The 26,688-nt window shown below is 67.1% G+C and carries 29 protein-coding genes; 15 read left to right on the forward strand and 14 right to left on the reverse strand.

The features are described 5' to 3' along the window. Window positions 1-63: 63 nt before the first annotated feature. From AC6I9V_RS10295 to AC6I9V_RS10315, 5 genes are all read right to left on the reverse strand, one after another. A complete protein-coding gene (locus AC6I9V_RS10295) occupies window positions 64-1,149 on the reverse strand; it encodes a cytochrome b/b6 domain-containing protein (RefSeq protein ID WP_497899351.1) in 1,086 nt (361 codons plus the stop codon). A gap of 599 nt (window positions 1,150-1,748) precedes the next feature. Further along, window positions 1,749-2,732, reverse strand: a complete 984-nt coding sequence (locus AC6I9V_RS10300) for an electron transfer flavoprotein subunit alpha/FixB family protein (RefSeq protein WP_497899352.1) — start codon at window positions 2,730-2,732, stop codon at window positions 1,749-1,751. A gap of 12 nt (window positions 2,733-2,744) precedes the next feature. After that, complete coding sequence (locus AC6I9V_RS10305) at window positions 2,745-3,521, reverse strand: electron transfer flavoprotein subunit beta/FixA family protein (protein WP_497899353.1); 777 nt, start codon at window positions 3,519-3,521, stop codon at window positions 2,745-2,747. A 143-nt stretch (window positions 3,522-3,664) separates the two neighbouring features. Next, complete coding sequence (locus AC6I9V_RS10310) at window positions 3,665-4,408, reverse strand: ABC transporter permease (protein ID WP_497899354.1); 744 nt, start codon at window positions 4,406-4,408, stop codon at window positions 3,665-3,667. A 116-nt stretch (window positions 4,409-4,524) separates the two neighbouring features. Next, window positions 4,525-5,097 carry an MOSC domain-containing protein gene (locus tag AC6I9V_RS10315; protein WP_497899355.1) on the reverse strand — a complete coding sequence of 191 codons (573 nt, stop codon included), beginning with the start codon at window positions 5,095-5,097 and terminating at the stop codon, window positions 4,525-4,527. Window positions 5,098-5,191: 94 nt separating this feature from the next. Between AC6I9V_RS10315 and AC6I9V_RS10320 the strand changes: the two genes are divergently transcribed. Then, window positions 5,192-5,998, forward strand: a complete 807-nt coding sequence (locus AC6I9V_RS10320; RefSeq protein ID WP_497900300.1) for a GOLPH3/VPS74 family protein — start codon at window positions 5,192-5,194, stop codon at window positions 5,996-5,998. A 12-nt stretch (window positions 5,999-6,010) separates the two neighbouring features. Here AC6I9V_RS10320 and AC6I9V_RS10325 read toward each other — a convergent pair whose 3' ends face one another. From AC6I9V_RS10325 to AC6I9V_RS10345, 5 genes are all read right to left on the reverse strand, one after another. Then, the gene (locus AC6I9V_RS10325; protein WP_497899356.1) at window positions 6,011-6,895 is read right to left on the reverse strand and encodes a serine/threonine-protein kinase; all 885 of its coding nucleotides are present in this window, start codon (window positions 6,893-6,895) and stop codon (window positions 6,011-6,013) included. Next, on the reverse strand, window positions 6,892-7,287 hold the full coding sequence (locus AC6I9V_RS10330; protein ID WP_497899357.1) for a hypothetical protein: 396 nt from the start codon (window positions 7,285-7,287) through the stop codon (window positions 6,892-6,894). The genes AC6I9V_RS10325 and AC6I9V_RS10330 overlap by 4 nt, the downstream gene beginning before the upstream one ends. A 79-nt stretch (window positions 7,288-7,366) precedes the next feature. Continuing rightward, the gene (locus AC6I9V_RS10335) at window positions 7,367-7,873 is read right to left on the reverse strand and encodes a MarR family winged helix-turn-helix transcriptional regulator (protein ID WP_349413335.1); all 507 of its coding nucleotides are present in this window, start codon (window positions 7,871-7,873) and stop codon (window positions 7,367-7,369) included. Window positions 7,874-7,970: 97 nt separating this feature from the next. Beyond that, complete coding sequence (locus tag AC6I9V_RS10340; protein WP_497899358.1) at window positions 7,971-9,227, reverse strand: NYN domain-containing protein; 1,257 nt, start codon at window positions 9,225-9,227, stop codon at window positions 7,971-7,973. 70 nt (window positions 9,228-9,297) lie between these two features. Further along, on the reverse strand, window positions 9,298-10,629 hold the full coding sequence (locus tag AC6I9V_RS10345; protein ID WP_497899359.1) for an MFS transporter: 1,332 nt from the start codon (window positions 10,627-10,629) through the stop codon (window positions 9,298-9,300). A gap of 289 nt (window positions 10,630-10,918) precedes the next feature. Here AC6I9V_RS10345 and AC6I9V_RS10350 point away from each other — a divergent pair, with 289 nt between their 5' ends. From AC6I9V_RS10350 to AC6I9V_RS10375, 6 genes are all read left to right on the forward strand, one after another. Further along, window positions 10,919-11,581 carry a GntR family transcriptional regulator gene (locus tag AC6I9V_RS10350; protein ID WP_497900301.1) on the forward strand — a complete coding sequence of 221 codons (663 nt, stop codon included), beginning with the start codon at window positions 10,919-10,921 and terminating at the stop codon, window positions 11,579-11,581. 135 nt (window positions 11,582-11,716) lie between these two features. Next, window positions 11,717-13,063 (forward strand): enolase C-terminal domain-like protein, encoded by a 1,347-nt coding sequence (locus tag AC6I9V_RS10355; RefSeq protein WP_497899360.1) that lies wholly within the window; start codon window positions 11,717-11,719, stop codon window positions 13,061-13,063. Beyond that, complete coding sequence (locus AC6I9V_RS10360) at window positions 13,060-14,544, forward strand: aldehyde dehydrogenase (NADP(+)) (protein WP_497899361.1); 1,485 nt, start codon at window positions 13,060-13,062, stop codon at window positions 14,542-14,544. The genes AC6I9V_RS10355 and AC6I9V_RS10360 overlap by 4 nt, the downstream gene beginning before the upstream one ends. Beyond that, complete coding sequence (locus AC6I9V_RS10365; protein ID WP_497899362.1) at window positions 14,541-15,737, forward strand: fumarylacetoacetate hydrolase family protein; 1,197 nt, start codon at window positions 14,541-14,543, stop codon at window positions 15,735-15,737. The genes AC6I9V_RS10360 and AC6I9V_RS10365 overlap by 4 nt, the downstream gene beginning before the upstream one ends. A 117-nt stretch (window positions 15,738-15,854) precedes the next feature. Next, window positions 15,855-16,697 carry a fumarylacetoacetate hydrolase family protein gene (locus AC6I9V_RS10370; protein WP_497899363.1) on the forward strand — a complete coding sequence of 281 codons (843 nt, stop codon included), beginning with the start codon at window positions 15,855-15,857 and terminating at the stop codon, window positions 16,695-16,697. Further along, complete coding sequence (locus AC6I9V_RS10375) at window positions 16,694-17,461, forward strand: SDR family NAD(P)-dependent oxidoreductase (protein WP_497899364.1); 768 nt, start codon at window positions 16,694-16,696, stop codon at window positions 17,459-17,461. Before AC6I9V_RS10370 ends, AC6I9V_RS10375 begins: the two co-directional genes overlap by 4 nt. On the opposite strand, the gene AC6I9V_RS10380 is transcribed toward AC6I9V_RS10375, so the two are convergent. Continuing rightward, window positions 17,458-18,192, reverse strand: a complete 735-nt coding sequence (locus AC6I9V_RS10380; RefSeq protein WP_497899365.1) for a GntR family transcriptional regulator — start codon at window positions 18,190-18,192, stop codon at window positions 17,458-17,460. The genes AC6I9V_RS10375 and AC6I9V_RS10380 overlap by 4 nt on opposite strands. A 322-nt stretch (window positions 18,193-18,514) precedes the next feature. On the opposite strand from AC6I9V_RS10380, the gene AC6I9V_RS10385 reads away from it, so the two are divergent. The 8 genes from AC6I9V_RS10385 (at window position 18,515) to AC6I9V_RS10420 (ending at window position 24,869) form a co-directional block, all read left to right on the forward strand. Then, window positions 18,515-19,240, forward strand: a complete 726-nt coding sequence (locus tag AC6I9V_RS10385) for a transporter substrate-binding domain-containing protein (protein ID WP_497899366.1) — start codon at window positions 18,515-18,517, stop codon at window positions 19,238-19,240. Between the two features lie 84 nt (window positions 19,241-19,324). After that, complete coding sequence (locus AC6I9V_RS10390) at window positions 19,325-19,996, forward strand: amino acid ABC transporter permease (protein ID WP_497899367.1); 672 nt, start codon at window positions 19,325-19,327, stop codon at window positions 19,994-19,996. Then, window positions 19,989-20,678 (forward strand): amino acid ABC transporter permease, encoded by a 690-nt coding sequence (locus AC6I9V_RS10395; protein WP_497899368.1) that lies wholly within the window; start codon window positions 19,989-19,991, stop codon window positions 20,676-20,678. Before AC6I9V_RS10390 ends, AC6I9V_RS10395 begins: the two co-directional genes overlap by 8 nt. A 15-nt stretch (window positions 20,679-20,693) precedes the next feature. Further along, complete coding sequence (locus tag AC6I9V_RS10400; protein ID WP_497899369.1) at window positions 20,694-21,416, forward strand: amino acid ABC transporter ATP-binding protein; 723 nt, start codon at window positions 20,694-20,696, stop codon at window positions 21,414-21,416. Window positions 21,417-21,528: 112 nt separating this feature from the next. Beyond that, window positions 21,529-22,479: a zinc-dependent alcohol dehydrogenase gene (locus AC6I9V_RS10405; protein WP_497899370.1), complete on the forward strand. Its 951-nt coding sequence runs from the start codon at window positions 21,529-21,531 to the stop codon at window positions 22,477-22,479. Then, window positions 22,476-23,240, forward strand: coding sequence for an SDR family oxidoreductase (locus tag AC6I9V_RS10410; RefSeq protein ID WP_497899371.1), 765 nt, complete (start codon window positions 22,476-22,478; stop codon window positions 23,238-23,240). The genes AC6I9V_RS10405 and AC6I9V_RS10410 overlap by 4 nt, the downstream gene beginning before the upstream one ends. A 1-nt stretch (window position 23,241) precedes the next feature. After that, the gene (locus tag AC6I9V_RS10415) at window positions 23,242-23,910 is read left to right on the forward strand and encodes a bifunctional 4-hydroxy-2-oxoglutarate aldolase/2-dehydro-3-deoxy-phosphogluconate aldolase (protein ID WP_497899372.1); all 669 of its coding nucleotides are present in this window, start codon (window positions 23,242-23,244) and stop codon (window positions 23,908-23,910) included. After that, entirely contained in the window at window positions 23,907-24,869 is a 963-nt protein-coding gene (locus AC6I9V_RS10420; protein ID WP_497899373.1) for a sugar kinase, read from the forward strand. Before AC6I9V_RS10415 ends, AC6I9V_RS10420 begins: the two co-directional genes overlap by 4 nt. A gap of 96 nt (window positions 24,870-24,965) precedes the next feature. Here AC6I9V_RS10420 and AC6I9V_RS10425 read toward each other — a convergent pair whose 3' ends face one another. The 3 genes from AC6I9V_RS10425 to AC6I9V_RS10435 form a co-directional block, all read right to left on the reverse strand. Then, the gene (locus AC6I9V_RS10425; protein WP_497899374.1) at window positions 24,966-25,169 is read right to left on the reverse strand and encodes a hypothetical protein; all 204 of its coding nucleotides are present in this window, start codon (window positions 25,167-25,169) and stop codon (window positions 24,966-24,968) included. Window positions 25,170-25,502: 333 nt separating this feature from the next. Further along, window positions 25,503-26,066: a hypothetical protein gene (locus AC6I9V_RS10430; protein ID WP_497899375.1), complete on the reverse strand. Its 564-nt coding sequence runs from the start codon at window positions 26,064-26,066 to the stop codon at window positions 25,503-25,505. A 35-nt stretch (window positions 26,067-26,101) separates the two neighbouring features. After that, on the reverse strand, window positions 26,102-26,668 hold the full coding sequence (locus AC6I9V_RS10435) for a P-loop nucleotide/nucleoside kinase family protein (protein ID WP_497899376.1): 567 nt from the start codon (window positions 26,666-26,668) through the stop codon (window positions 26,102-26,104). Window positions 26,669-26,688 lie beyond the last annotated feature (20 nt).

The following is a 26,688-nucleotide window of genomic DNA, read 5'->3' on the forward strand; positions in this document are numbered from 1 at the left end:
TACCACGGTCCCGGAGGCGCCGGTAGAACCAAAAATTGACCGTCCGGACGCTCGCCAAGCGGCCTAGCGGCTGCTCACCTTCCCGAACAGCCTGGCGATCGGGGCGAGCACGATCGGGCGGGCGGCGTACCAGCCGGCGGCGGTGATGGCGATGGCGGCCGCGAAGAGCCAGAAGCCCACCCAGTTCACCTCGTCGGTGCCGGCGAACATGTGGTTCAGGTTGCGCAGCGCCCCGGTCGCGAATACCAGGAACACGTGGATCAGGATGAACAGCACGAAGAACAGCATCGTGGGGAAATGAAGCGCCCGCGCCACCTCCACCGGGTAGGCCTTGTTCAGCGTCGTCGCGTTCTTCGGCCAGAACTCGCTCATGCGCACCCCGGTGATCGCCGCGAGCGGGGCCGCGATGAACACCACCACGAAGTACATGAGCTGCTGCAGGCTGTTGTAGTTCACCCAGCCGTTCTCCACCGGCCAGTCGAGCGTCAGGTACTGCAGCAGCGCCGAGGCCGCGTTCGGGAACACTTCCCAGCTGGTCGGGACAATCCGCATCCAGTGGCCTGAGGCGAACAGCAGCACCGCAAAGATGAGGCCGTTGGCGAGCCACAGGATGTCCAGCGACTGGTGCAGCCACAGCGTGATGCTGATCTTCTTGCCGCCGCGCTCGGGCGTCCAGTACGCCGGCGGCTTCTGCTGCGTGCGTACCTGGTAGCCCGAGCGGATGATCAGCGCCATCAGGAAAATGTTGAAGAAGTGCGCCCACTGCGCCCACCACGGGAAGCCTTGTTCGGCGGTCTCGGGCAGGTGGTACTCGCCGGGGTACCGCTCGAGGAACGCCGGCACGCCCGGCAATGTCGTCACTCCCCGCGCGGCGAGGATGAGCATCCCGGCGGCGGCAATCGCTGCCACGGCGAGGAGCGCAATGCGCTTGACCCACTGCGCCAGAGTCCGCGAGCCGTAGAGCTTCGCCTCGGCCTTGGGCTTGGCGGGAGTTGCGGGTTTTGCCGGTTGTTCGACGACGGCGGGCCGTGCCGCCGCGGCCGGAGCTGGTGCGACAGCGGGGGTCTTGGGGACCACCGGTTCATTCGGCGACGCTGGTGGTTCCGCTGCGGCATCGGTCTCCGCAACGACGACGGCGGCTGGGGCCACAGGTTCGGGAACCGCCTGCGCGGCCTGCGCGGGCGCGGGCGCAGGAACAGGAGCAGCGGTTGGTGCGGCGGCTGCCGGAGCAAGTCCGGCCGGCGGCCATGGCTCACCCCCGGGGACGCGAGGGAGTCCGCGGCGAAGCTGGGCGGCTCCCGGCGTGGGCGCAGCCGTGGCAGCAGCGGGCGCTGCTGCCGCCGGCGTCGTCGCCTGCGCTGCCTCCTCAACCGGAGCAATCGGAGCGGCCGGGGTCGCAGCGGCAGCCGGAATAGCCGACGCGGGCTTCGCTGCTGTAGGCGGAGCCTCGGACACGGGCGCCGCCGACAGCGGACCCACGCCAGCGGGAGGCCAGGGCTCCCCGCCCGGCACCCGCGGCAGCCCGCGGCGGAGCTGCCGCGCACCCGAGCCTGCTGCCGGGGCGGTTACGGAAGGAACGCCGGCTGCGAGCACCGGGGCGGACAACGCCGTCGTAGCTGGAGCTGTTTCCTCGGCGGCTGCGGGTGCGGAAACCATGCGGGCGGGCGCCTGGCCGGCCGGCGGCCAGGGCTCGCCGCCCGGCACACGCGGCAGGCCCCGCCGGAGGGAGCCGGATTGAGTTGCCATGGTTACTTCTTCCGGGCCTCGAGGGCGCTGATGAGCTGGGGGACAACCTTGAAGACGTCGCCCACCACCCCAAAATCGGCGATCTCAAAGATGGGCGCGTCAGCATCCTTGTTGACGGCGATGATCGTCTTCGCGGTCTGCATGCCGGCCCGGTGCTGGATCGCACCGGAAATGCCCAGCGCGATGTACAGCTGCGAGGACACGGACACCCCGGTCTGGCCCACCTGCTGCGACTGCGGGACGTAGCCGGCGTCCACCGCGGCACGCGAAGCACCAATCGCGGCGCCGAGGGTGTCCGCGAGCTGTTCGACCAGGGCGAACTGTTCCGCCGACCCGAGGCCGCGGCCGCCGGCGACCACCTTCGCGGCACCGCGCAGCTCCGGCCGGGTGATGGCGGCGACGACCTCTTCGAAGGAATCGATCCGCGCGGCCTTCTTGCCGGAGGGCGTCACCACCAGGGTGTCCGGCGCCGGCGGCTGCGCCTCGGCGCGGGCCTCGATGGAGCCCTGCCGGATGGTGATGACCGGCGGCCCGAACGTGGCCGTGGACGTCACGTCGTAGGCGCCGCCGTAGACCGAGTGGTGGGCGACGACGCCCTCGTCATCGCGGGAGACCCCGACGGCGTCGACGGACACCGCGGCCCGCTCCCGGGCCGCGTACCGGCCGGCGAGGTCGCGCCCGTTGAGGGAATGCGAGATCAGGATGGCATCCGGCCGCACCTGCTCCACCGCGGCGGCCAGCGCGTCAACGCCCGGCACGCCCAGCGCGGACGCATCCGGGGTTTCGGCGATCAGTACGTGCGCGGCACCCAGGCCGGCGGCCTCAGCGGCGGCGGCACTCCCGGCGTCGGGAGCGGCCAGTACCAGGGCAACCGGGGTGCCGGCTGCCGCGGCGGCGCCGAACAGCCCGGCCGCGGCCTTCTCCAGTTCGCCGGAGGCGCGGGTTTCGACGACGACCAGGATTGCGTCACGAGGGAATTCAGTCATGTCCGTTGTTCCTTACGCCAGTCGGTTTTCGATCAGGAACTCGGCCAGCTTCTCGCCGGCATCGCCCTCGTCAACGATCTTGGTGCCTGCCGCGCGCGGGGGCTTCTCGGCAATGGTCAGCATGATCGACCGCGCCGTGTCCGGGTCGTCGGCCGTGACGTCGAGGTCCGCGAGCGTCAGCACCTCGAGGGGCTTCTTCTTCGCGGCCATGATGCCCTTGAAATTGGGGAAGCGCGGCCCGGGGAGCGCCTCGGTGATGGAAATTACCGCGGGCAGGTCCGCGGACACCTGCTGCACGCCGGATTCGACGGCCCGGGTGCCGGACACCGCGCCGTCGCGGATCTCCACGGAACTCAGCCCGGAGGCGAGCGGCACGTCCAGCAATTCCGCCAGCATGGCGGGGACCATGCCGCCGGATCCGTCAGTGGAGACGTTGCCGGCGATGACCAGGTCAAAGCCGGCGCGGCGGATCGCTGCCGCGAGGGTGTCGGCGGTCAGGCCAAGATCCGCGCCCCGGAGCGCCTCGTCGCAGATGTGGATGGCGCTGCCGGCGCCCATCGCGAGCCCCTTGCGGATCGTCGCCGTCGCACCTTCGGGGGCGAGGGAGAGGACGGCGACGTCGGTGCCCTCGTTCGCGTCGGCGTAGGTCAGGGCCAGCTCCAGCGCCCGCTCGCCGATCTCATCGATGACAGTTTCGCTGGCCTCCCGGTCGGCGAGACCTGTTTCAAGGTTCAGTTTTCGGTCCCCGTACGTGTCGGGGACCTCCTTGACTAGGACGATAATCTTCATCGATGGCTCTTCCTGTGGCGGGCATGTCCCCAGAGGGGACACGTCGGATCTCCATAGAGTCTACGAAAGTGGCGGGCGGCCCGGGTGACGGGGGCCGTGTCGGGCGGCGCGGGACGACGTTAGCGTGCGGCGGCTGCAGTGATTCAGAGGCGTGCGGGGCGGACCCGTACCGGCGCGAGCCACGCGGTGAGCCCGACGGCGACGAGGCTGCCGGCGCCGATGATGGCGGCGAGAACCACGATCTGGAACCGTCCCGCCTCCAACGGAGAAACGCCGCCGAAGATAGCTCCCACGAACGCGCCGGGAAGGGTGACCAGCCCTGTGGTTTTGGTTTGATCAACCGTCGGGACAAGAGCCGCCGAAATGGCCTGACGAACTTGGTCTGCAGTCGCCTGGCGCGGGCGCGCCCCGAGGGCGAGCCACCCTTCGACCTCATCCCAGCGGTCGTTGACCAGCTCAATGAACCGGCGGCCGGACAGGGTCGCGATGGTCATCGCGTTCCCGATCACAATGCCACCGATCGCCAGAACGTATCTGGGCGTGAACGCGATCGCCCCGGTGGCAAACACCAGAATTCCCGCGGCGAGGACTCCGGCGCCCATGCTGGCTGCCACGGGGAGCAACCGCGAGCGGAGCGACCCGAGCCGTCGCGCCGAGGTGGTTGCCGCGATGGTGAACATGACCGTTAGGGCCGCCGCGACCAGCCAGGGCGACTGGATTACACCGGACAGGACAAAGCTGATGGCGGCGAGCTGCACGGCGCCGCGGGCGACGGCGAACGCGGCGGACCAGGGGGCCGGCACCCGCGCGCCCGCCAGCACGACCGTTGCCATCCCGACGAGGATGACCACGCCAAGGGCGGTCCGGAACGACTCGTCAAACGTCACGCCGGTTTACGCCGCATCTGGGACTTGGTCATAGGCCGATTTTTGCATGCGTTGCACATGGGTCCTGGTATCCAGTCCGGCGCCGAGACCATGGACGTTGCGGCCGGCACCGGCGGCTACGGCAGCTGCGACGGGCGCAGCAGCACCGCCTCGCCCGCGCGGTCAGGGTCAAGCGGCACCGGGCTGATCAGGACCGCCGGCCCACGGTGCAGGGCGCCGTCGGACAGCACCTGACACCGCACCCCGCCCCGACCCCGCATGGCCTTGTGGGCGCCGGGGGCGAGCATCTCGTCCATCCAGGCGCAGGGATGCGCAGGCCGCCCGGCCTTGAAGCGCACCAGGTCCCCGCCGGATTCCAGGGCGAATTCGTGGCCGAGCAGCGGAGCCAGCTCGGCGCCCCGGAGGTGCACGTTGCGGCGCGTCAGCAGCGGGTCAAACGGGACAGTCCCCAGCTCGGCGGCTATCGCGGCTAGGGCCTCGACGGCGAAGACGGTCACGGCGGCATCCATGTGGGCGGCCTTGCCGAAGAACCGGTCCCCAACTATTCCCTTGCCGGCCACTAACTCGGCCCGCGCGGCGTCAGTGGTGGGAACGTCGGCTGCGCCGTCACGGGCACGGCCGAAGTAGGCGTGGGCAGGCGAGACGAGCAGGTGGAGGATCTCGACGTCGTACCTGTAACTAGCCGTCATGCCACCAAACTATCGCCTCGCCGGAGTCTCGGAGAACGAGGGTCGGGACGAAATGCTCATTGTGGGGCTCCGCCAACAGGGCCACGATGATCGTATGAATGCTGAGACACCGAAGGCCGCGGAGCTGAGCCTTCCCCAGGCCTTCCTCCTGCTGGCGACAAATGACAATGACGGCAAGCCCGCGGTGCCGGTGTTCGCGCTCAGGACCACGCTGGCCGGGGCCATCCTGGCCGAGCTGGAACTGGCTGGCGCGATCGAGCTGCAGGGAAAACATGTCCGCGCCACCGGCACGGCAGCGCCGGCGGACTACCAGCACGAGCTGGAACTCATCCGGGGCAAGTCGCGGCCCCACACTCCCAAGCGGTGGGTGTCCATGCTGGAAGGCCGCACCGAAGTGCAGCGCGTCTACGAGACGATGGCGTCGCGGGGGATCGTGGAACATGTCGGCGAAAAGCATCTGGCCCGGTTCCGGGCCGTGCGGTACCCGGAAAAGGACCATGCGCCGGAGGCGGCGTTGCTGGAAAAGCTTGAGGCCGCGCTGAGCGGTGCACCGTCCGAGGCCGAGAAGACCGGGGCTGAGGAGCCGGCGGCTCCTCAGCCCGATACGACGGCGGCCGATACGACGGCGGCCGTGGCCGAAACGGCGGCGTCAGAGCCCGCCACGCATGATGCCGCGGCGGGTGCCGCCCCCGGTGCCGCCGCGCCCGAATCGAAGGGGCCCGACGCCAGGACGTCGGCGCTGTTCGCGTTGCTGCACGCGGCCGGATTGTTCGGGAAGCTCTTCCCGGCGGCGGACCGGGTCTTCGCGGACGAGCTGGCAAAGGACTACTGGCCCGCCCGCGCGGTGGAGGACGAACTCCGGCTGATCAGGCTGGCCCAGGAAGAGGCCGCAACGCTGTAGCGCGGGCGCGCTCTACCGGCCGATTCGTTTCAGCGCACGGTGGGCTTCGGCCGCGGTGGGCCGGTTGCCGGGCTCGGCGTCGGTCATGGAGTGCAGCAGCATGGACCAGCGCCGCCGGACCGTGTCCGGGAGCCGGGGTGCGCGGAGCGTCCGGGCCACCATGGACTCCAGCGCGGGGCCTGGGAAGGCCTTGATGCCGGTGAGGCACTCGAACGTGACGAGCCCCAGCGCGTAGATGTCGCTGGCGCTGGTGGTGGTTGTCCCATGCACCGCCTCGGGGCTCAGATAGTGCGGTGTGCCGGAGGCGGCATGGTTCGGCCGGTGCCGCGAACTGGTGGCAATGCCAAAATCAGTCAGTTTCGCCAGCCCCGACGGCCCGGCGCTCGCGGAACGGTCCGCAAGGATGTTGGCCGGTTTGACGTCATTGTGGACCACGCCCTTGCGGTGGACGTGCGCCAGCGCGCCGGCGACGTCGCCCATCCAGGCCGCCACGAGGGGCATCCGCAGTGGCCCGTCCCGCAGGACGGTCCGAAGGTCCGGACCGCTCACCAGCTCGGTGACCAGGTAGTTCCGGCCGGACCCGCGGCCGCCGTCATCCGGCATGCGGCCGTAGCCCTTGACGCGAACGATATTCCGGTGGTGGAGCGGGGTGTGAAGGTCTTTCTCCCGGCTGAACGGCGATGCCGCGTCGCTGGCGTCGGACCGGAAGATCTTGACGGCCACCTCGGAGCCGTTGGCGGCGTCGGTGGCCCGGTAGACGTCGGCCTCGGAGCCCCTGCCCGCCAAAGTCCCCAGCCGGTAGTGCCGGTCCAGCAGTCGGTCTTCTGGGAGGGGGCCGGAGAAGGCGGCCCGGGGAGCGGCAGCCGGTGCCGGCGGCCGGGTGAGGGCGAGTGTCACTGCAGCAAAGCTTGCAGCTCGTCGGGCGTCAGCCCCGCGGCCAGGGCCAGGGCCGAGCGGTCCGCCCCGAGGCCCGATGCTGCCTTGAGGGCGTTTTCGAAGCGCTCGTGGGCCGCGTCCAGTTCCCAGTGCAGGCTCTCCACCCGGGCGGAGGCCAGCCGCACGGCGGCGAGGGGTTCAGCGGCAATATCTGCGTCCAGCCGGTAGCCACATCCGCATGTCCACGCGGCGAACCCTGACTGCAGCGGCGCCCACGGCAAGGAGGCCGACTCGGCCGCCGCCATGGTCATTAACGCGCCGCAGTGGGTGGGAGCCGCCGGTGCAGGAGCGCTGGCGTCCGTGACGGCAGGCAGGTTGGTTCCAAATGTCTTGCGATCAACTACGGCCGTCATTCGATCCACCATTCTAGTAACTAGTTCACAATGTAGCTAGTCTAACTAGTGTTTGGCGATTGTCCAGTCGACGCCGGTTCTAGTCGCCGTCGACGTCGATTTCGTCCACGGCTTTGCGCATGTGCAGCAGGAAATGCAGCACCGCCTTGGCTTCCTCATCGCTCAGGGATTCGGCCACCTCGATCATCCGCCCGTGCATCTTGCCCAGGGTGTGGCGGACTTCCTCGTCGGCCCCACGGGTGGGGCGAAGGATGATGGCGCGGCGGTCCGACGGGTGCGGCTGGCGCGTGATGTACCCGCTGGTTGCCATGCGGTCAACCAGGGCAGTCATGGATGCTGAGGTCATGCCCAGCCGGGCGGCGAGTTCCTTGGGGCGGACTTCCTGGCCCGCAGTCTCAGCCTCAAGCAGGTACCGCAGTGCCAGGAGGTCTGTCTCGCCCATCGCCATGGAGTTGCGGGTGCGCCGCCGCATGGCGGTCTCCGAGGCCCGATACTCCCGGAGCGCGTTCAGGATATCGACTGCGTAAGGCTGCCCGTGTGCCTTCGGCGGGTACCAGTAGCCTTCTCTTTCGGCGGGCGGAGTCACGCTAATTCCTTCGATGGACTAGTTGTACGTTCGTCTAACCAATAGATACTAGCCCAAGATCCCGCTCCGGGCGGCAACGCCGCCGCGCGGATGCCGCCTACCCTGCCGCAGCGCCGGGTTTGTCCTCCAGCAGGCCCCCGCTGGCCCAGCGGCGCAACGCGAGCTTCTCGCCGTCGTCGAACTCCATCAGCGCCACCCGGCAGAGCTCCTCGACGTTCCTCGTCCACGCCGCCGCCAGCTCCGGGGCCGGCAACGCGCCGGTGAGCGGGACCCCGGCATACCCAAGGCCCTGGAGGACAAAGTTCACGGCCGCGCGGGAGACCGGCTGCCCTGCCGCGACGCAGTCGTCGCGCACCGCCTTGGACAGCTCAACGCGGTTGCCGGGGTGTTCACGCAGCTTCGCTTCCAGCGACAGGAAAACCTGCCGGAACTGGTCGGACGAGAGCGCCGGGACATCCGTCACCCTGATGATCTGTTCCTCGATCGCCGGCTGCAGGCTGGCCGGGGCAGGAAGATCCTCGGCCGAGAAGCGTTTGGCGTCCCAGACCCAGCCGCTCTGGGCTGGAGAATATTCCACGCTTTGGCCGATCTGCGCTACCCAGGCGCCGAACTTTCCGGCACCTCCCCAGTCTGTCTTCAGTGACGGGTCTGCCGTGAGGGCGCGGTGGGCAACCAGTGCGCCGGCAACCGGTCCCGGAGCGGAACGGACAAAGGCCACGAGCTCGCGGACCGCAGGCGAGGCCGGCTTGGGCTTCGGCTTGCCCGCGGCCGGGGCTGGTGGTTGCTTTGGGGACGCCACTGTGTGGATTGACTCGGCCGCGCTCCCGTTGAGGACGGCCACAAAGTCGTGGGATTCCACCACGCTGTCCGCCATCTCCCGGTACGCGAACGCGACGGCACCGGCAGCAATCACCGTGGTCATCCGGTCCGCGGCGCGGAAACGCTGGATCAGCGAGGTGAAATCCGCGTCCGCCGAGGCCACGAAAAACTCTTCAATGTGTGCCGCGCCGGACAGGGCGTCCATCGCGTCCAGGACGAGGTTGATGTCCGTGCTGCTCTTTCCCCGCTGCGTGAGGGACGGGCAGTCGATCACCCGGAAGCCCGCCCGGGTCCAGTACGGCCGGTACTTGGAGTAGATGACGGGGTTGAGGTAGCAGTTGCGGATCAGGAAGCGCCGGGAGTCCTCGCCGGCGACGCCGTCGGCCAGCGCCTCCGTCCAGTGCTTGGGATCCTCGGCGAACCGTTTGGCTGCCGCCGGGTCCAAGGCCATCAGGCCCGTGTAGACGTTGTCGAAGTCCACAAACATCGCGGCGCGGATCCCCGGCCGCCGGGACTGATGGAGAGGTTCGGTCATCGGCTCAGTCTGCCAGCAGGATGGGGGAGTGCACCAGAAGCGAATCCGCGGGTTGCGTAGTCCGCCGTGGTTATGCCGCCGAAGGGACTTTAAGAGGTTCGATCCTGCCCAGCACGAACAGGTAATTCGCGGCACCAAGCAGCGAGATGAAGCCGATGACCGCGAGGGGCGCCACAAATGACCCTGTTTGGTCCACCAGGACGCCGATCAGGACGGGCGTGAAAATGCCCCCCAGGTTGGACGCGAAATTCTGAAGGCCGCCGATGGATCCGACGTGCCGGGAGCTCGGGGCGACGTCGGCAGGTAGTGACCAGATCCCGGTGGCGGCAACCGTGAGGCTGGAGTATGCAACGGACAGCATCGTCAGCGCCATCCATGCCTCGGGAACCATTGCGGCGAACATGATGACCGACCCGCCGATCATTCCTCCCGCTATGGCGGTCTTGCGAACCCGGGTCACCGACGCGCCGCGCTGCACGGCGCGGTCGGCGAGGTAGCCGGCCAGCCAGCCGAAGGCGACCGCGCAGATGCCGGGGATGGCACCGAAGATGCCAAGTTTGAGCAGGTCGAATCCGCGTTCCCTGACGAGGTAGCCCGGGAAAAACGTGATGAAGAAGTAGATGGCGCTGTTGAGACAGAAGAAGCCAAACATCATGCTGAGGATGGTGCGGTATTTGAAGAGTGCCCGCCACGGCAGCTGCGCGGCGCCGTGGTCATCGGTAGCTGCACTCCGGGCGCCGCCTTCCTGGATATAGGCGCGTTCCTCGGCATTGGCGCCCGGGTGTTCCTCGGGGTTGCGGTAGGTCTTCCACCACACTGCCGCCCAGATGACGCCGACCAGCCCGATGATGATGAAGACGGCGTGCCACGAGGTGAACGCGACGATCAGTGTGACGATCGGAAGGGCGATGACTGCCCCCACTCGGGAACCGGAGTCCCAGATGCTGGTCGCGAAAGCTCGCTCGCGCACGGGAAACCAAGTAGCCACCACCTTGGCTGCGGTGCTGGGAGCCGGACTCTCCCCGACGCCGAGCAGGAACCGGGCAGCGAAGAGCGACCAGAAGTTCTGCGAAAAGGAGGTGGCGATCGTAAAGATGGACCACCACAAGGCCGCCAGGGAGAAGGATTTCCGCGGCCCGACCCTGTCGACGTACCACCCGGCCGCCAGCTGGCAGAAGTCGTAGGCCCAAAAGAAGGCGGCAAAAATCAACCCCTGCTGGGTTGCCGACAGTTCAAAGTCCTGGCCCATGAACGGCAACGCCACACTCAGGCTGGAGCGGTCCAGATAGTTGATGCTCAACCCGACGAACGCGAGCCAGATGATCACCCAGCGCCTGCGCGACCGGGTGCGGGGAGCCGCGGAGGAGGACGGCGAAGCGTGCCTGCTGCCCAAGGCGGTCATACGGTCTCCTTTGACATGACAGAAGTTTCGGATGTTCAGGCAACAGGGCAGCGAGAAACCAGGGACAAACTGTCGCCCAAGCCATGCCGAAATCTGGCTAATCATATAGAGCGTGTGGTCTGAGGCCAGATCCGAGCGAGCAACCTTGCGACACATCCGGCCACGGACCGTGGCTTATGATTCCCACAGCGACTCCGTTCAACCAGCCCAAAGAGGTAACCGCGTGCCCCCTCGTCTTCCGTCCGATCAGTCCAAAAGCAAGGCGGGCGTGGGTGATGTCTACGCCTCGATGCGGGCTTCCATCCTCAGGGGCGAAATTGAGCCCGGTGCCCGCATCAACATTGATGCGGTTTCCCGCAGCCTGGGCGTTTCGCAGACGCCGGTTCGGGAGGTTCTGCAGCGGCTCGAGGGCGACAATCTGGTGGTTTACAGCCCCGGACGGGGCTACAGCACCACACCGTTGCTGGATCTTGCCGAGCTGCGTGCCCTCTTCGAATTCCGGTTGCTGGTGGAGCCGTGGGCCGCCCGCTCGGCCGCCGTAGACCGGCTCGCCAACCCGGCGGCGGCCCTGGAAAAGGAGCTGTCCGCCTTTCGCGCCACGATGGAAGCCGGGGGAGAGCTGCGGCAGGACCTGGTTGCCCATGACACCCGATTCCACGACACCATCCTCGCCGCGGCCGGAAACCCGGTGGTGCGCCATGCCTTTGCCCAGACCCATTGCCACCTGCATACGTTCCGGCTGTATCCGGCAGATATTGACGGCGCCATCACAGCGGCTGAGCACTCCGCCGTCAGGGACGCCATCTCGGCATGCCTGCCGGACCAGGCGGAACAGGCCATGGCCGAACACATCAGAAACTCCTTCCACCGCTTCGCCCAGGCTTTTGAGGGCGCCGATGAGCTCCCGCCGCTAGAAGACAGCGGGCCTCCCAGAAGGCGCATCGTCGAGTGAAGAGAAGCCCTGGCCAGCCGGCCAGGGCTTCTTTGTTTCCCGGGGCCCTTGATCTGGATCACTGTTCCTATATTATTAACTCAATTCATATAGGAATTGCGTCCGCTCGTTGAATTGACCAGAGAGAAGATAACTGTGCCTTCCATCATTTCCATCCACACCCAGGACGTACGTTTCCCCACGTCCCTCGAGCTTGACGGCTCCGACGCCGTCAACGTCGACCCGGACTACTCGGCCGCCTACGTCGTCATCCGCACCGATGCGGGCGAGGAAGGCCACGGCTTCGTCTTCAGCTGCGGCCGCGGCAACGAGATCCTCACCCACGCGATCGACGCATACGCCAAACTGCTCCTCGGCCGCGATATCGACGAACTCATCTTCGACCTCGGCGGGGCATCCAAGCGCCTCGTCCATGATTCCCAGCTGCGCTGGCTGGGCCCGGAAAAGGGCGTCACCCAGATGGCCTGCGGCGCCCTCGTCAGCGCCCTCTGGGACATCCGCGCCCGGCGGGAAAACAAGCCCCTCTGGCTGCTGCTCAGTGAGATGCCCGCCGAGGAGATTGTCGACGTCGTCGACTTCACCCACATCCGGGATGCCCTGAGCCCGCAGCAGGCACTCGACATCCTCCGCGCCGGCGAGGACGGCAAGGCCGCCCGCATCGCCTCGCTCAAGGTGGATGGGTTCCCGGCGTACACGACGTCGCCCGGCTGGCTCGGCTACAGCGACGAGAAGCTGGTCCGGCTCAGCAAGGAAGCGGCCGCCGACGGATTCTCCATGATCAAGCTCAAGGTGGGCGGCGACATCAACGACGACCGCCGCCGCATGGCCCTGGCCCGTCAGGCCGTCGGCGATCTGCCCATTGCCATCGACGCCAACCAGCGCTGGGAGGTCTCCGAAGCCATCGAATGGGTCAACCAACTCGCCGAGTTCAACCCCTACTGGATCGAGGAGCCCACAAGCACGGATGACATCCTGGGCCACGCCGAGATCCGCAAGGGCGTTTCCCCCGTCCGCGTCGCCACCGGCGAGGCCGTTGCGAGCCGCATCGTCTTCAAACAGCTGCTGCAGGCCGGCGCCATCGACGTGCTCCAGCTGGACTCCACCCGCGTGGGCGGCGTGAACGAAAACATTGCCAACCTCCTGCTCGCCGCCCGCTTCAACGTCCCGGTCTGCCCGCACGCCGGCGGGGTGGGACTCTGCGAGCTCGTCCAGCACTTCTCCTTCTTCGACTGCGCGGCCGTCAGCGGCAGCCAGGACGGGCGCATGATCGAGTACGTGGACCACCTCCACGAGCACTTTGCCGAGCCGGTCCGGATTGTCAACGGCCGCTACGCCGCACCGCAGCTGCCGGGTACGGGCGCCGAAATGATCAGCTCTTCCCGCGCCCGGTGGGAATTCCCGGGTGGCGCCGGCTGGCTGGAGGTCGGGAACCGTGCCGCTGTCACGGGCGGCTCGCTGACGGCCACCGGCGCGGTCCGATGACGACCACAGCCGCTGAGCTCCACGCGAAAGTCGAGGCGGCCCACACGGCATTCGAGAAGGGCCGCGCCGCGGATCCCCGGACCCGCGGAGGCTGGCTTGACGCCGTGGCCGACGGTCTCGAGGCCGACGCGGAAGCCCTGGTGGAAATCGCCGGCGAGGAAACGCACCTCGGCGAGGCAAGGCTACGCGGGGAGCTGAAGCGCACCGTCTTCCAGCTCCGCCTCTTCGCCGCCGAAATCCGCGCCGGCGAGCACTTCGACGCCACCATCGACCACGCGGATGCGGAGTGGGGCATGGGCCCGCGCCCGGACCTGCGCCGGCTCAACGTGCCAATCGGCGTCGTCGGGGTGTTCGGGGCATCCAACTTCCCCTTCGCCTTCAGCGTGATCGGCGGTGACAGCGCCTCGGCGCTCGCCGCGGGCTGCGCCGTCGTGCACAAGGCACACGACGGACACCTGAAGCTGGCCCTGCGCACGGCTGAGACGGTGGCCGCGGCCCTCGACGCCGCAGGGGCGCCTTCCGGGCTCTTCTCGCTGGTCACGGGGAGGGCCGCTGCGGAGGCTTTGGTCGACCATCCCCTCGTGAAAGCCATTGGATTCACGGGTTCGACGGCGGGTGGCCGGGCACTGTTTGACCGCGCCAACGCCCGTCCGGAGCCGATCCCGTTCTACGGCGAACTCGGCGGCATTAACGCGGTGTTCGTGACCGAAAAGGCGTGGGCCGCCCGGCGTGACGAGATCCTCGGCGGCTATGCCGGTTCCTTCACGATGGGCATGGGGCAGTTTTGCACGAAGCCGGGGCTACTCTTTGTGCCCGGCGGCCAGACGGACGGGGTGCGGGAGGTGCTGGGGGACGCACTGGCGGACTTTGTGCCGGCTCGGCTGCTCAGCAGCCGGCTGCACGAGGGTTTCTCCGAGGCAGTCAGGGCGCTGCAAAACGGGGACGGAGTCGACGTGCTGGTCGAGGGCGACTTCGCCGCGACGCCAGCTCCCACCTTGCTCCACACGACGGCCGCCGCCGTGCGCCGTGATCCGGCGGTCCTCCGCCAGGAGATGTTCGGACCCGCCAGCGTGCTGGTGGAATACGGCGACGAATCCGAGCTTCCGGCGCTCGCGGAGCTCTTGGAGGGCCAGCTCACCACCACGCTGCAGGCGGAGTCGGATGATGACGTCGCCGAGCTTGCAGCACGGCTGACGGACATCAGCGGCCGGGTGCTCTGGAACGGCTGGCCCACCGGCGTAACCGTCAGCTACGCCCAGCATCATGGCGGTCCCTACCCGGCAACGACGTCGGCCACCACCTCGGTGGGCACGGCCGCCATCCGCCGCTTCCTGCGTCCGGTGGCCTACCAGTCCTTCCCCGAGGGACGGCTGCCGGAACCATTGCGGGACGCCAACCCGTGGAACGTGCCGCAGCGCATCGACGGGACCTGGCGGCAGCCCGCGGCTGATTCCGCGGGCCAGGGCGAGGGGCAGCGGTGAACGCGCCGCTGCCCTCGGCCTCCTCGGTTCTGCCCGATGATGCTGCGCGGGCCCTGCTGGTCGGCCGGCTCTGGGACCCGGCAACGGGGGGCCCGCGGGTGGTCGCGGTCCAGGAGGGGGTTGTCTTCGACCTGACCGGCCTGGCGGGAACCGTCTCCGAACTGCTGGAGCTTCCCGACCTGGCCGCAGCGGTCCGTGCCGCCCTGACGGAGCCGCGCTGGAGCGCCGACGACGTCGTCAGCGCATCCCTGGCGAGGGACGCGGACCGTCCGCACTTCCTGGCGCCGGTAGACCTGCAGGTCATCAAGGCCTGTGGCGTGACCTTCGTGGACAGCATGATCGAGCGTGTCATCGAGGAGCGCTGCGGCGGAGACGCCAGCCGCGCCCTCGAGGTCCGCGATCTCGTGGGCCGCGCACTCGGCGGCAGCATCGCCTCCATCCGCCCGGGTTCGGCGGAAGCGGCCGAGGCCAAGAAGGTACTGATCGCCGAGGGGCTGTGGTCACAGTACCTGGAGGTCGGCATCGGGCCGGACCCCGAGGTCTTCACCAAGGCACCGGTGCTCTCCTCGGTGGGGCTGGGAGCCGGAATCGGCATTCCCGCCTTCTCTTCCTGGAACAACCCGGAGCCGGAACTGGTGCTAATCGCCACCTCGCAAGGTGCCGTTGTGGGCGCAACGCTGGGCAACGACGTGAATCTCCGGGACGTGGAAGGACGAAGCGCCCTGCTGCTGGGTAAAGCGAAGGACAACAACGCGTCCAGCGCGCTGGGTCCCCTGATCCGCCTGTTCGACGGCAGTTTCACCCTTGAGACCTTGCGCCAGGAGGAAATCCTGCTGCGCGTGGAGGGAGAGGACGGCTACGAGCTAGAGGGCCGCAACTCCGTGGCGCGGATCAGCCGGCCATTCGAGGAGCTTGTGGCGGCAACATACGGCAGCCATCACCAGTACCCCGACGGGTTCGCATTGTTCACCGGGACCCTCTTCGCGCCCACCCAGGACCGGGAGGTTTCCGGGCAGGGCTTCACACACCGGCTGGGCGACCTCGTGACTATCCGCAGCCGACACCTCGGGGCCCTCATCAACCGGGTCGGGGCTGCGGAAGAGCTGCCTCGATGGTCGTTCGGCCTGCGGGAACTTTTCGGCTATCTGCAGGACCAGCGCGCAGCTCAGGAACCCACCCTCAGCACCAGCTAAGCCGAACGGACCGGCCGGGCGGGCCGTTCGCCGGCGGACCAAGACAGAGAAGGACGACGGCCGGGAACTTCCCGCCGTCGTCCTTCTGCGTACCGATGACCGACTGAAAGGAACTCCATGAAGTTTGCCCAGATTGGCGCCCCCGGCGCCGAACAGCCCGTTCTCGTCCACGAGGAAAGGCACTATGCGCTCAGCAGCCTCACCCCCTCAATCGACGGAAACTTCCTGTCCCAGGGCGGCCCGGCGGCCGCCGCCGCCGCGCTGACCGCGGGCACCCTCCCGGAAATCAATGCCACGGGCGTGCGATTCGGCGCTCCGGTCGCGCGGCCGTCGGCGGTTATCTGCGTTGGCTTGAACTACGCCGCACACGCCGCCGAATCCGGCGCCGAGCCGCCCACACACCCGGTCATCTTCCTCAAGACCCCCAACACTGTCGGCGGCCCGGATGACGCCGTGGGCATCCCCCGCGGATCGACCCGGACCGACTGGGAAGTTGAGCTCGGTGTGGTCATCGGGAGCCGCGCCTCCTACCTGGAGTCCCCCGAAGCGGCCCGGGACCACATCGCAGGCTTCGTAGTGGTCGATGATCTCTCCGAGCGTGATTTCCAGCTGAACGTCTCCGGCGGCCAGTGGTCCAAGGGCAAGAGCTCGCCGGGATTCTGCCCCACCGGACCGTACCTGGTCACCCCCGACGAGGTCGGCACCGGCGATCTGCGGCTGCGCAGCTGGGTCAATGGCGAACTCCGCCAGGACTCCTCCACGGCGGACATGATCTTCGACGTCGAGACCATCGTCTGGAACCTCAGCCAGTACATGGTCCTCGAACCCGGCGACCTGATCTGCACCGGCACACCGGAAGGGGTCGCGTTGTCCGGGCGCTTCCCGTACTTGAAGCCCGGCGATGTGGTGGAGATAGAAATCCAGGGCCTGGGGCGCCAGCGCCATGAATTCGTAGCATGAGCGGGGAACAGGGCATGGAGTTTGCAGGTATCCGGGTCATCGTCACCGGCGGAGCCTCTGGTATTGGCGCCGCCACAACGGCCCTTCTGGTCGGCAGGGGAGCCAGGGTGGCGGTGCTGGACCTGCACCCGGAGGCCGTGGCCGCGCCCGTGCTCGCGATCCGGTGCGACGTCGCCGACGACGCTTCGGTCCGTGGCGCAGTCGAGCAGGCGGCCCGGGAGCTCGGAGGAATCGACGTCGTCGTCAACAACGCCGGGATAGGGGCGCAAGGCACCGTCGCGGACAACGACGACGCCGAATGGCACCACGTCCTCGATGTCAACGTGGTCGGCGCAGTCCGCATGAGTCGGGCCGCGCTGCCGTACCTCCGCCAGTCGGCGGCGGCCGCAATCGTCAACACCTCCTCCATCGCCGCCACCGCCGGGCTGCCGGGGCGGGCGCTCTACGCGGCCAGCAAGGGCGCTGTCCGTGCCCTGACGATGAGCATGGCGGCGGACCACATCCGCGAGGGCATCCGGGTCAACTGCGTCAATCCAGGCACCGCGGACACGCCATGGGTCAGCCGCCTGCTAGGCCAGGCTGACGATCCCGTGGCGGAACGCGCCGCGCTGGAGGCCCGCCAGCCGCACGGCCGGCTGGTCGCCCCGGAAGAGATCGCCGCCGCCATTGCCTATCTTGCGAGCCCGCTCGCCGGCTCGACCACGGGGACCGAACTGGCTGTCGACGGCGGCATGCAGGCGTTGCGCCTGCGTCCCGCCGGTTAGGAGGCGGCCGGCCGGTCCGGGGCCATCCGCACCAGGGTGGCTTCGGCGAGGGGCGCCGGCTCCTCGTCGAAGGCGCGTGCGAAGCGGTAGAAGGAGCTGCGGATGTGCTCGCTCATGGCATCCTCGGCCGCGGCCGGGTCCCGGTCGGCGATGGCCGCGTGGATGCCCTGATGCTCCACCAGGGTGATCCGGCCGTCCCAGTCGGCTGGGTAGAGGCGGAACATGTGGAGGTGGCAGTGGGTCTGGACGTAGGCCTGCTGGACCACGTGGTTTCCTGCGGCAGCCAGGATCAGGTCATGGAAACGCGCATCATGGGCCACCAGGTCCTGGCGGAGGTTGGCCGTTTCATCGACGTGGCGTTCAAGTGCCGCGAGCTCGGACCGGAGGGCGCCCGAGGGGTTTGACAGCCGCTCCACTGCCGCCGAGCGCGCCGCCCAAGGTTCCACCAGAAGCCGGAACTCAAACAGGGAACGGAGCTCCGCCAGGCTCAACAGCGGCGTGGTGCTGTACCCCCGGCTTGGGTAATACCTCAGCAGGTTGTCCCCCTCCAGTCGCTGGAGTGCCTCCCGGACCGGAGTGTGGGATACCCCCAGCCGCCGGGACACGGCATCGATGTTGATGCGCGTCCCCGGTGTGATTTCGCCGTCCAGGATCGACTGGCGCAGCGCCGCATAGACCCCGCCGGCAGCGACCTTGGTCATCGATGTGTCGCCTGCGGTTGGTGCCGTCATTTTCTTTCCTCTCGGTGGCCGAAGAGTCGCCCGCGGCGCCCTTTCGGCAGTGGTGCAACAGGCCTAAGTTCACAAAGCTTGACCTGGATCACATTGCATATATGATACAACATATTCCTATACGATCCTCGTCGCACACAGCGGCCGGGGACACCCGGGACGCCGTCAGCGCCCGCTTCCGATACGCAGTAACGATCACAGGAGAGTTCCCATGTTCAGAGCAACACCGAAGTTGCTTCTTGTTCCGGCAGTCGCTTTGGCCCTGGCGTTGGGGGGCTGCTCCTCGGGCGGCGCTGCGAACGCCGGCGCTTCAACAGGAGCCGTGGCGGACAGCCATCTCACGAAGATTCTCAAGTCGAAGTCGATCAAGATCGCCGTCAGCGCCGACTCCCCGGGTTACGGGGTCATGAACTCGAACGGAGACCGCGAAGGGTTCGACATTGACGTCGCCAACGCGCTCGGCGCCTCGCTGGGCGCAAAGATCGAATTCGTCACCGCGACAAACGAAAGCCGCATCCCGCTGCTGCAGACCGATAAGGCGGATGTCGTGATTGCCACCTTCACCGCGTCCGACGCGCGTGCCCAGGTGGTCGAGATGTCTGACCCGTACGCGGCCAGCTCCACGGTCTTTATGGTGCCGGCCGGAAGCCCGATTGCCAGCTACGCCGACCTGGACGGCAAATCGGTCGCTACTTCACGGGGCAGCGTGGGCGAACAGATCCTCAAGGCCAGCTTCCCCAACGCCAAAGTGACCGGGTTCAACACCACGGCCGACTCCATCCAGGCGCTGAAGAGCGGGAAGGTGGACGCCCTGATTGAAAACAACGCCATCGTTGGCGGGCTCGTGAAGAAGGAACCAACCGCGTTCCAGGTCGTCAAGGGCGACCCGATCAAGCCGGCGCTGTTCTCGATCGGCGTTAAGCCGGGTGACCAGACGTGGCTGAACTACCTCAACAACTTCATCCGGAACTACAACATCTCCGGACAAAACGAGGCGTCGCTGCAGAAGTGGTTCGGGCTGAGCCTGCCCCCCTTCCTCGCCCACTAACAGATAGTCGAACGCGCCTCCAGCGTGGGTGGGGGATCGAAAGCCCCAACCCATGCGGCCGTTCACGGACAGGACCCTTTGCTCATGGCTTTATATTTTGGAGACCTTCTCCCGTACAGCTCGCTCCTCTTGGAGGGGCTCTGGACGGCCTTGTACATCACCATTGTGGCCATGCTGGCGGGCAGTGTGCTCGGTGTCCTCGTGTACCTGGGGAAGGCCGGACCCGGAAAAGCAATCAGTATCCTCTGCACCTGCTATATCGAGGCCATTCGCAACACGCCTCTGCTCGTGCAGCTGTACTTGATCTACTTTGCCCTTCCCGCGTTGGGCATCAACCTCGAGCCCATCTGGGCGGCCGTTATCGGCCTGACCTTGAACAACGCCGCCTACACGGCCGAGATCTACCGCGCAGGGTTCGAATCAGTGCCCCGCGGACTGCGTGAGGCCGGAAAGGCGCTGGGCATGAAACCCGCCCAGATCGTTCGCTACATCGTGCTGTTGCCGGCCACCCGCAACGTCTTCCCCGCATTGACCAACCAGCTCATTCTGCTGTTCCTGGCTTCGTCGATTGGATCCATCATCTCGCTCCCAGAATTGACCAACGCGATCATGAGCGTCAGCAACACCACGTACCGGACCATTGAGGTACTGGCCGTCGGCGGCCTCCTCTACCTCGGAGTGTCAGCGCTGATGTCCTTGGTCTCAAAGCGGGCCGAAACGACCCTGTTCCGTTGGGCGGTGGGTACGCATGTTTAGGCCCTTCGATTGGCAGGACCTCGTGCCCCTGGCCGAGGGTGCCTGGCTGACTATCCAACTCTGCGCAGTCTCCGGAGTGCTTGGTGTCATCTTCGGCCTGATCCTCGGCATCGCCCGGACCTCGCCGAACCGAATCGCCCGGTGGATCAGCACTATCTACATCAGCTGCGTCCGCGGGATTCCCGTCCTGGTCATCATCTTCTTCGTCTTCTTCGGAATCCCACTGCTGTTCCCGGGCCTGGAGCCGGATAAGTTCTCCTCGGCCGTCCTAGCCCTGACCTGCTTCGCAGCCGCCTACGTGGCCGAAATCGTACGCGGCAGCATCGAGGCCGTCGAGAAGGGCCAAAGCGAAGCGGCCGACGCGCTGGGTCTGGACTACTGGCGGAAGCTCCGGTACGTCATCCTGCCGCAGGCGGTCAGGATCATGGTCCCGCCCGGCATCGGCTTCCTCATCGGGCTGGTCAAGGACTCGTCCCTGGTCACCGTCACCGGCCTGCTCGAGCTCACCCACGCGGGCAATGTCGTCACCAACCTGACCGGTGATCCCATCAAGACATTCCTGGTTGTCGCCGGCATGTATTTCGTCATCTGCTACGGCATCTCACTGTTGGGACGGCTGTACGAGAAAAGGACCGGGATCCACGTGGACCCCCTCAAACTCCCAGAGCCCGCGGGCATCTAGAACGGAACATGAAAAGTGATTGTTGTTGAGAACCTGAACAAGAAGTTCGGACAAAACCATGTGCTGAAAGGGGTGGATTGCCACATCCGGGAGCGCGAGGTCGTGTGCGTCATTGGCCCCTCCGGTTCCGGGAAAAGCACCTTTCTGAGGTGCATGAACGGACTGGAATCGATCACTTCCGGCAGCATTGTTATCAACAAGCACCGGCTGGATGACGCGAAAACCAATATCAACCTGGTTCGGCAGGAGGCCGGGATGGTCTTCCAGCATTTCAACCTCTTCCCGCATTTGAAAGTCATCGACAACGTCATGCTGGCCCCGCTCAAGGTGGGCAAGGTTTCAAAGGAAGAGGCTCGGGCCAAGGCAGAAATGCTTCTGGCAAAGGTTGGTCTCGCCGCGAAGATGGACACTTTCCCAGGGAGCCTTTCGGGCGGCCAGATGCAAAGGGTGGCCATCGCCCGAGCACTCGCTATGGACCCGAAAATCATGCTCTTCGACGAACCGACGTCCGCTCTCGACCCCGAGATCGTCGGCGAAGTGCTGACCGTCATGAAGGATCTGGCAAACGAGGGTATGACCATGGTGGTCGTTACCCACGAAATGGGCTTCGCCAGGGAAGTGGCCGACCGGGTGATCTTCATGGACCAGGGGCTGATCGTCGAGGAAGGCACCCCCGAACAGATCTTTTCCACTCCACAGCACGCGCGAACTCAAGGATTCCTCAGCAAGGTTCTCTAGCCCGCCACGCCCAAACATTGCAAGGAGCATTTCCATGACTGCTGCCACGTATATCGGATCCCGAACCTTCAGCACCACTCCAACGGATCAAGCTCCGCCGCGAGCAGGAGAAGTGCAGATCGAGGTGTCCTACACGGGGCTATGCGGAACCGATCTGCATATCTTCCACGGCGACATGGACGCCCGGGTCAGGATGCCGGCGATCATTGGACACGAGATGTCCGGTGTCATTGCCGGCCTAGGTGAAGGCGTGACCGGGTGGACCGTCGGCCAGCCGGTAACCGTGATGCCCACCCTGTCCTGCGGTTCCTGCGCCGCCTGCACCCGCGGACACGGGCACATTTGTCACAAGCTCGACTTCATCGGCATCGATTCGGACGGCTCGATGCAAAGCTCCTGGAACGTACCGGCGAACGTCGTGATCGCCCTCCCTGAAGGCCTGGCGCTCGACGAGGCCGCGCTGATCGAACCCACGGCGGTGGCCGTCCACGACGTGCGCCGCGCCAGGCTTGTCGCAGGCGAATTCGTCGTCGTCATCGGCGGAGGCCCAGTTGGCCAGTTGATCGCGTCCGTCGCGCTGCGGCGGGGAGCCCGCGTGGTTCTGGTCGAACTGGACCCCGCCCGGCGGGCCCTCGCGAAGGAGTCCGGCATCAATGCCATCGACCCGCGCGAACAGGACCTACTCGACCTCGTTCTGCAGGAAACGGACGGAGCCGGTGCAGATGTGGCTTTTGAAGTCTCCGGTGCGGCGTCCGGCGTGAACTCCGCCGTCGATGTCCTCACCACGAGGGGGCGGCTCATCATGGTGGCGATTCATCCCAAGCCCAAAGAGATTGACCTGCACCGATTCTTCTGGCGGGAGCTGGAAATGTTCGGCGCCCGGCTGTACCAGCGCGAGGACTTCGAGGAGGCGGTGAGGCTCGTGGCTACCGGCGCGATCCCTGCACGGCGGCTGATCTCGCGGGTCGTCGGTCTGCACGACGTCGAAGAGGGCTTCTTGGCCCTCGAGTCCGGCGGCGCCATGAAGGTCCTCGTCGACTGCCGTCCCGTGGCCATGTCATGAGCGGCGGCCTTTTCGACCTCACCGGGCAAACCGCCGTCGTCACCGGCGCGCGGCGGGGCATCGGACTGGCCATGGCCGTGGCCCTGGCCGAGGCGGGCGCCGACATCATCGGGGTGTCGGCGAACCTTGAACCTGTCGGCAGCGCCGTCGAGCAGCGCGTCACGGATCTTGGCCGCCGCTTCACCGGCATCCGCGCGGATTTTGGCGACCGCGAAGCCGTGCAAAGCCTGACCGGCGAACTGGCCGCAGCGGGCACGATCGACATCCTGGTCAACAATGGCGGCACGATCGCCCGCAAACCGGCAGCCGAGCACCCGGATGACATGTGGGACCAGGTCATCGAAGTCAACCTCTCCAGCCAGTTCATGCTGAGCCGGGAAATCGGGAAAACCATGCTCGAGCGGGGGAGCGGGAAGATCATCTTCACGGCCTCGCTGCTTAGCTTCCAGGGCGGCATCAACGTGCCGGGGTATACCGCGTCCAAGGCCGGCATCGCCGGTCTCACCAAGGCGCTCGCCAACGAGTGGGCGCCGAGGGGCGTGAACGTCAACGCGGTGGCACCCGGCTACATTGCCACCGACAACACCCAGGCCTTGCAGGATGATCCGGTCCGGGAAAAGGGCATCATCGAGCGAATTCCCGCTGGCAGATGGGGACGCCCCGACGACCTCGCCGGCGCAACGGTGTTCCTTGCCTCCCGGGCCTCGGATTACGTCAACGGGGTCATTCTTCCCGTTGACGGCGGATGGCTGGGCCGCTGAGATGCCCTCCCTGCAGCTTCCGGCCGTCGCCAGCCGGCCCGCGCCGTCGCAGATCCTGCGCGACACCCGTGTGATCGCGGTTCTGCGGGCCACCCACGCCGCCGCCTACGCTCCCGTCATTGACGCCCTCCTAAAGGGCGGTGTTGTCAGTGTCGAACTGACGTTGAGCACCCCCGGAGTGTTCGCTGAACTTCCGCGGCTGCAAGAACGATTTGGTGCCTGTGCCGAATTCGGGGTGGGGACCATCACCACGGTTGCCGAGGCACTGAAGGCTATCGAGGCCGGGGCCAAGTACCTCGTTACCCCGCTGACAGATCCGGCCGTCATCGCGGCCGCCGTCGACCATGGGGTGGCTGTCTACCCGGGCGGCCTGACGCCTACGGAGTTGTTCGCCGGCTGGTCGGCGGGGGCCACCGCCGTCAAGGTCTTCCCGGCATCGTTGGTCGGTCCGGGCTACGTTTCCATGCTCCGCGGACCGTTTCCCGACATCGAAGTGGTTCCGTCGGGCGGGGTGGGAGTCACCGACGCCGCGGCCTGGATCCGAGCCGGGGCGCTGGCCGTCAGCCTGGGCGGGCCCTTGATTGGCGATGCCTTCCAAGGGGGAGATTTGAAACAGCTCACCGAACGCGCCGTGCGGCTACGCGGCCTTGTCGACGAGGCGGGGGAGTGAGCCCCATTCCGCCAGCCCCGTATCTTGTGACCCTCGGGGAGACGATGGCGCTCCTTACTGCGGAGCAGCCGGGGCCGCTGGCCCACGTCTCAGCCATGGGCCTTGGCATCGGCGGCTCCGAATCGAACGTGGCCATCGGGGTGCAGCGGCTCGGGGGAAACGCCGTGTGGTGCGGCCGTGTGGGCGCCGACTCGCTGGGGCAACTCGTCCAGCGCGAGATCCGGGCAGAGGGAGTGACGGTGCGGATCACGGAAGACCCGGCCGCGCCGACCGGTCTCATGCTCAAGGAACGCCGCACGGTGGCCACGCAGAAGGTCAGCTATTACCGGGCCGGCAGTGCAGGCTCACGCCTCGCATCCGTTGACCTTGATCCGCTGCTGATCGCGGGCGCTTCGGTCCTGCACGTCAGTGGCATTACCCCTGCATTGTCCGGCTCGGCTGCGGCAGCCGTCCGGCACGCCATGGAGTTGGCGAGGGAACAAGGTGTGACTGTCTCGTTCGACCTCAACTACCGGGCCAATCTCTGGAGCGCGGCCGCCGCCGGGCAGTCCTACCGGGCACTGATTCCGTTGGCCGACGTGGTGTTCGCCGGCGATGAGGAAGCAGCCCTGGCCGTGGGACGGGCGGAGGATCCAGTTGAACTGGCCAAGCGTATAGCCAACCTGGGCCCCGCCCAGGCCGTCATCAAGCTCGGCAGCGAGGGCGCCGTCGCCCGGATCGACGGGGAGATCTTCCACCAGGGCGCCGTGCCGGTCCAACCTGTGGATACCGTTGGCGCCGGCGACGCATTCGTCGCCGGCTACCTGGCGGAACTCATGGCTGGCAGCGCACCGGCGCAACGGCTTGGGCTGGCCGCGAAGACCGGAGCCTTCGCCTGCCTTGCCTACGGCGACTGGGAAGGACTCCCGCGTCGGGAGGAACTTGGGCTCCTGCACCAACGCGAGGCGGTGACACGCTAAGGGTCAGCGGCTACAGTGAACCGGCGCTTCCTGCCCAGTAGCAACGACGACGGCGGGAAGCTCCCGCCGTCGTCGTTGTTCTGCGCCGTGCCGGTGCTAGGCCGAAGCCGAATCCAGGTTGGCCGCGCCGTGGTTCAGGCTGAGCGTGAAGGTGTTGGGGCCGCTGGCGTGGACCGCGATGTTGGACTTCGCGGTGTTGTGACGGACCGAAAGGTCGTGGACGAGGACGTCCAGCTCGTGGTGCATCGTGGAGCGGTCCCAGAGCTTGTGGGTGACAGAGTTGGCAGTTTCAAACGTCATTGTTCAGTGCTTCCATTCATGTTTCCGGGTGTCCGGCCGCCGCACCGATGCGGAGCCGCCGTGTCCATACCAGGAACGCCTGAGACTTGGGCGGCTCTGCGAGCTCACCGGTTTGGCCTCATTGCGTCCACCAGGATGGTGCCCTGGCTCGCTGCGGACGCGTGGCGTCCAGCGAAGACCGGGGCTATGCGGGCGGGGAGTCGAAACCCCTGCCTGCCTTTTTATGATGCACAGCGGCCCAACGCCGGCTCAAGCCAGATGGCGATTATTGCAGGTGAGACTCGTCACAGGCACGCCGTGGCGGGCTCCAACGGACCGCCGTGCTCCCGAGCTTTACGCGTCGAGCGTGTGGGCCCTGGCTGCGGTCGCCCCCGATGCGAGCTGGCGTTTGACCTGCTCAAGCTCTTCTTTGAGCTCATCGACGGTGGCCCGGTATTTGTCGAAGGCAGCAGCCCGGCGCCGTGCCGCGATGAAACTGACGACGGCGGCGACAATGGCCAGCGGGAACGACAGCAGCAGGGCCCAGCCGGACGTGCCAAGGAAGTCCAGTGCCACGGGAAGGGCGTGTTTGAAGGCCAGGAAGTCGTTCACCCCGCCGACGACGCCGTTCAGGGCTGAGTCCAGCGGGCCCAGGAACTGGCCCACCACAGGTGTGCCGGAAAACGACGGCGCGCTCAGCGGCGGTTCGGCCCCGGTAGACCAGCGCGGATCGGTGAAGTGGTTCAGGACGTAGATCCCGGCTGCGGCGTTGAGGGCCGCGAAGAGCAGCACGGATCCAAGGGCGGTCCAGTGCAGGCTGCGCGGGCGCCAGAGGCCGGCCACGAGGGCGAAAGCGGCGGCCGCAACCCAGGTGAAGGTCCGGAGTTCGTCGCGGCCGAGGCCGGCCAATAGATCCACGGAGTTCCCGCCTTACGGTTGAAGTCGATGCTGGTTCAGGTCCCGAGAGAGCCTATCCCAGTCGACTCCTCGGCGCCTGCTGGGCCGGCCGCCGCAGCCAGCTCGTCGGCGAGTGACGCCGCGGCGACCGGCGCGGAGGTGTCGACCCGCACGGTCCGGCCCACGCCCAGGGGGACCGCATTGGCCGACCATTCGGCCCAGTCGCGTTCTGCCGCGTTTCCGGTCGGATGAATCGCGTGGCGTTGCCGGCCCAGGCATCGTTCCCACGCCAGTCCCGGAGGCAGTTCGCACCAGACCTCCGTTACGCGGGGATTACCGGATTGAGCCAGGCCTTCGCGGACCAAGCCAAGGTCCCGCGGCCGGTACCACCACGATTCGACGATCGCCGTGCCAGGAATCGCGGCCACCAACTGCCACATGGTTTCCGAGGCGATCTGGCCCAGCTTGCTGCTGCCGACCCGGCCCAGACACAGATCCGCGAGGGCTTCCTTGATGCTGTCCTTGGAGACCACCGGCACGCCCAGTTCGTCCCCGAGCCGCGCCGCCAGGGTGCTTTTGCCCGCGCCGGGAAGTCCGTTGACCAGGATTACGGTTTCAGCCATGGTTCATTGTGGCCTGCCGG

The organism is Arthrobacter sp. SlRoot2-15 (assembly GCF_059739345.1).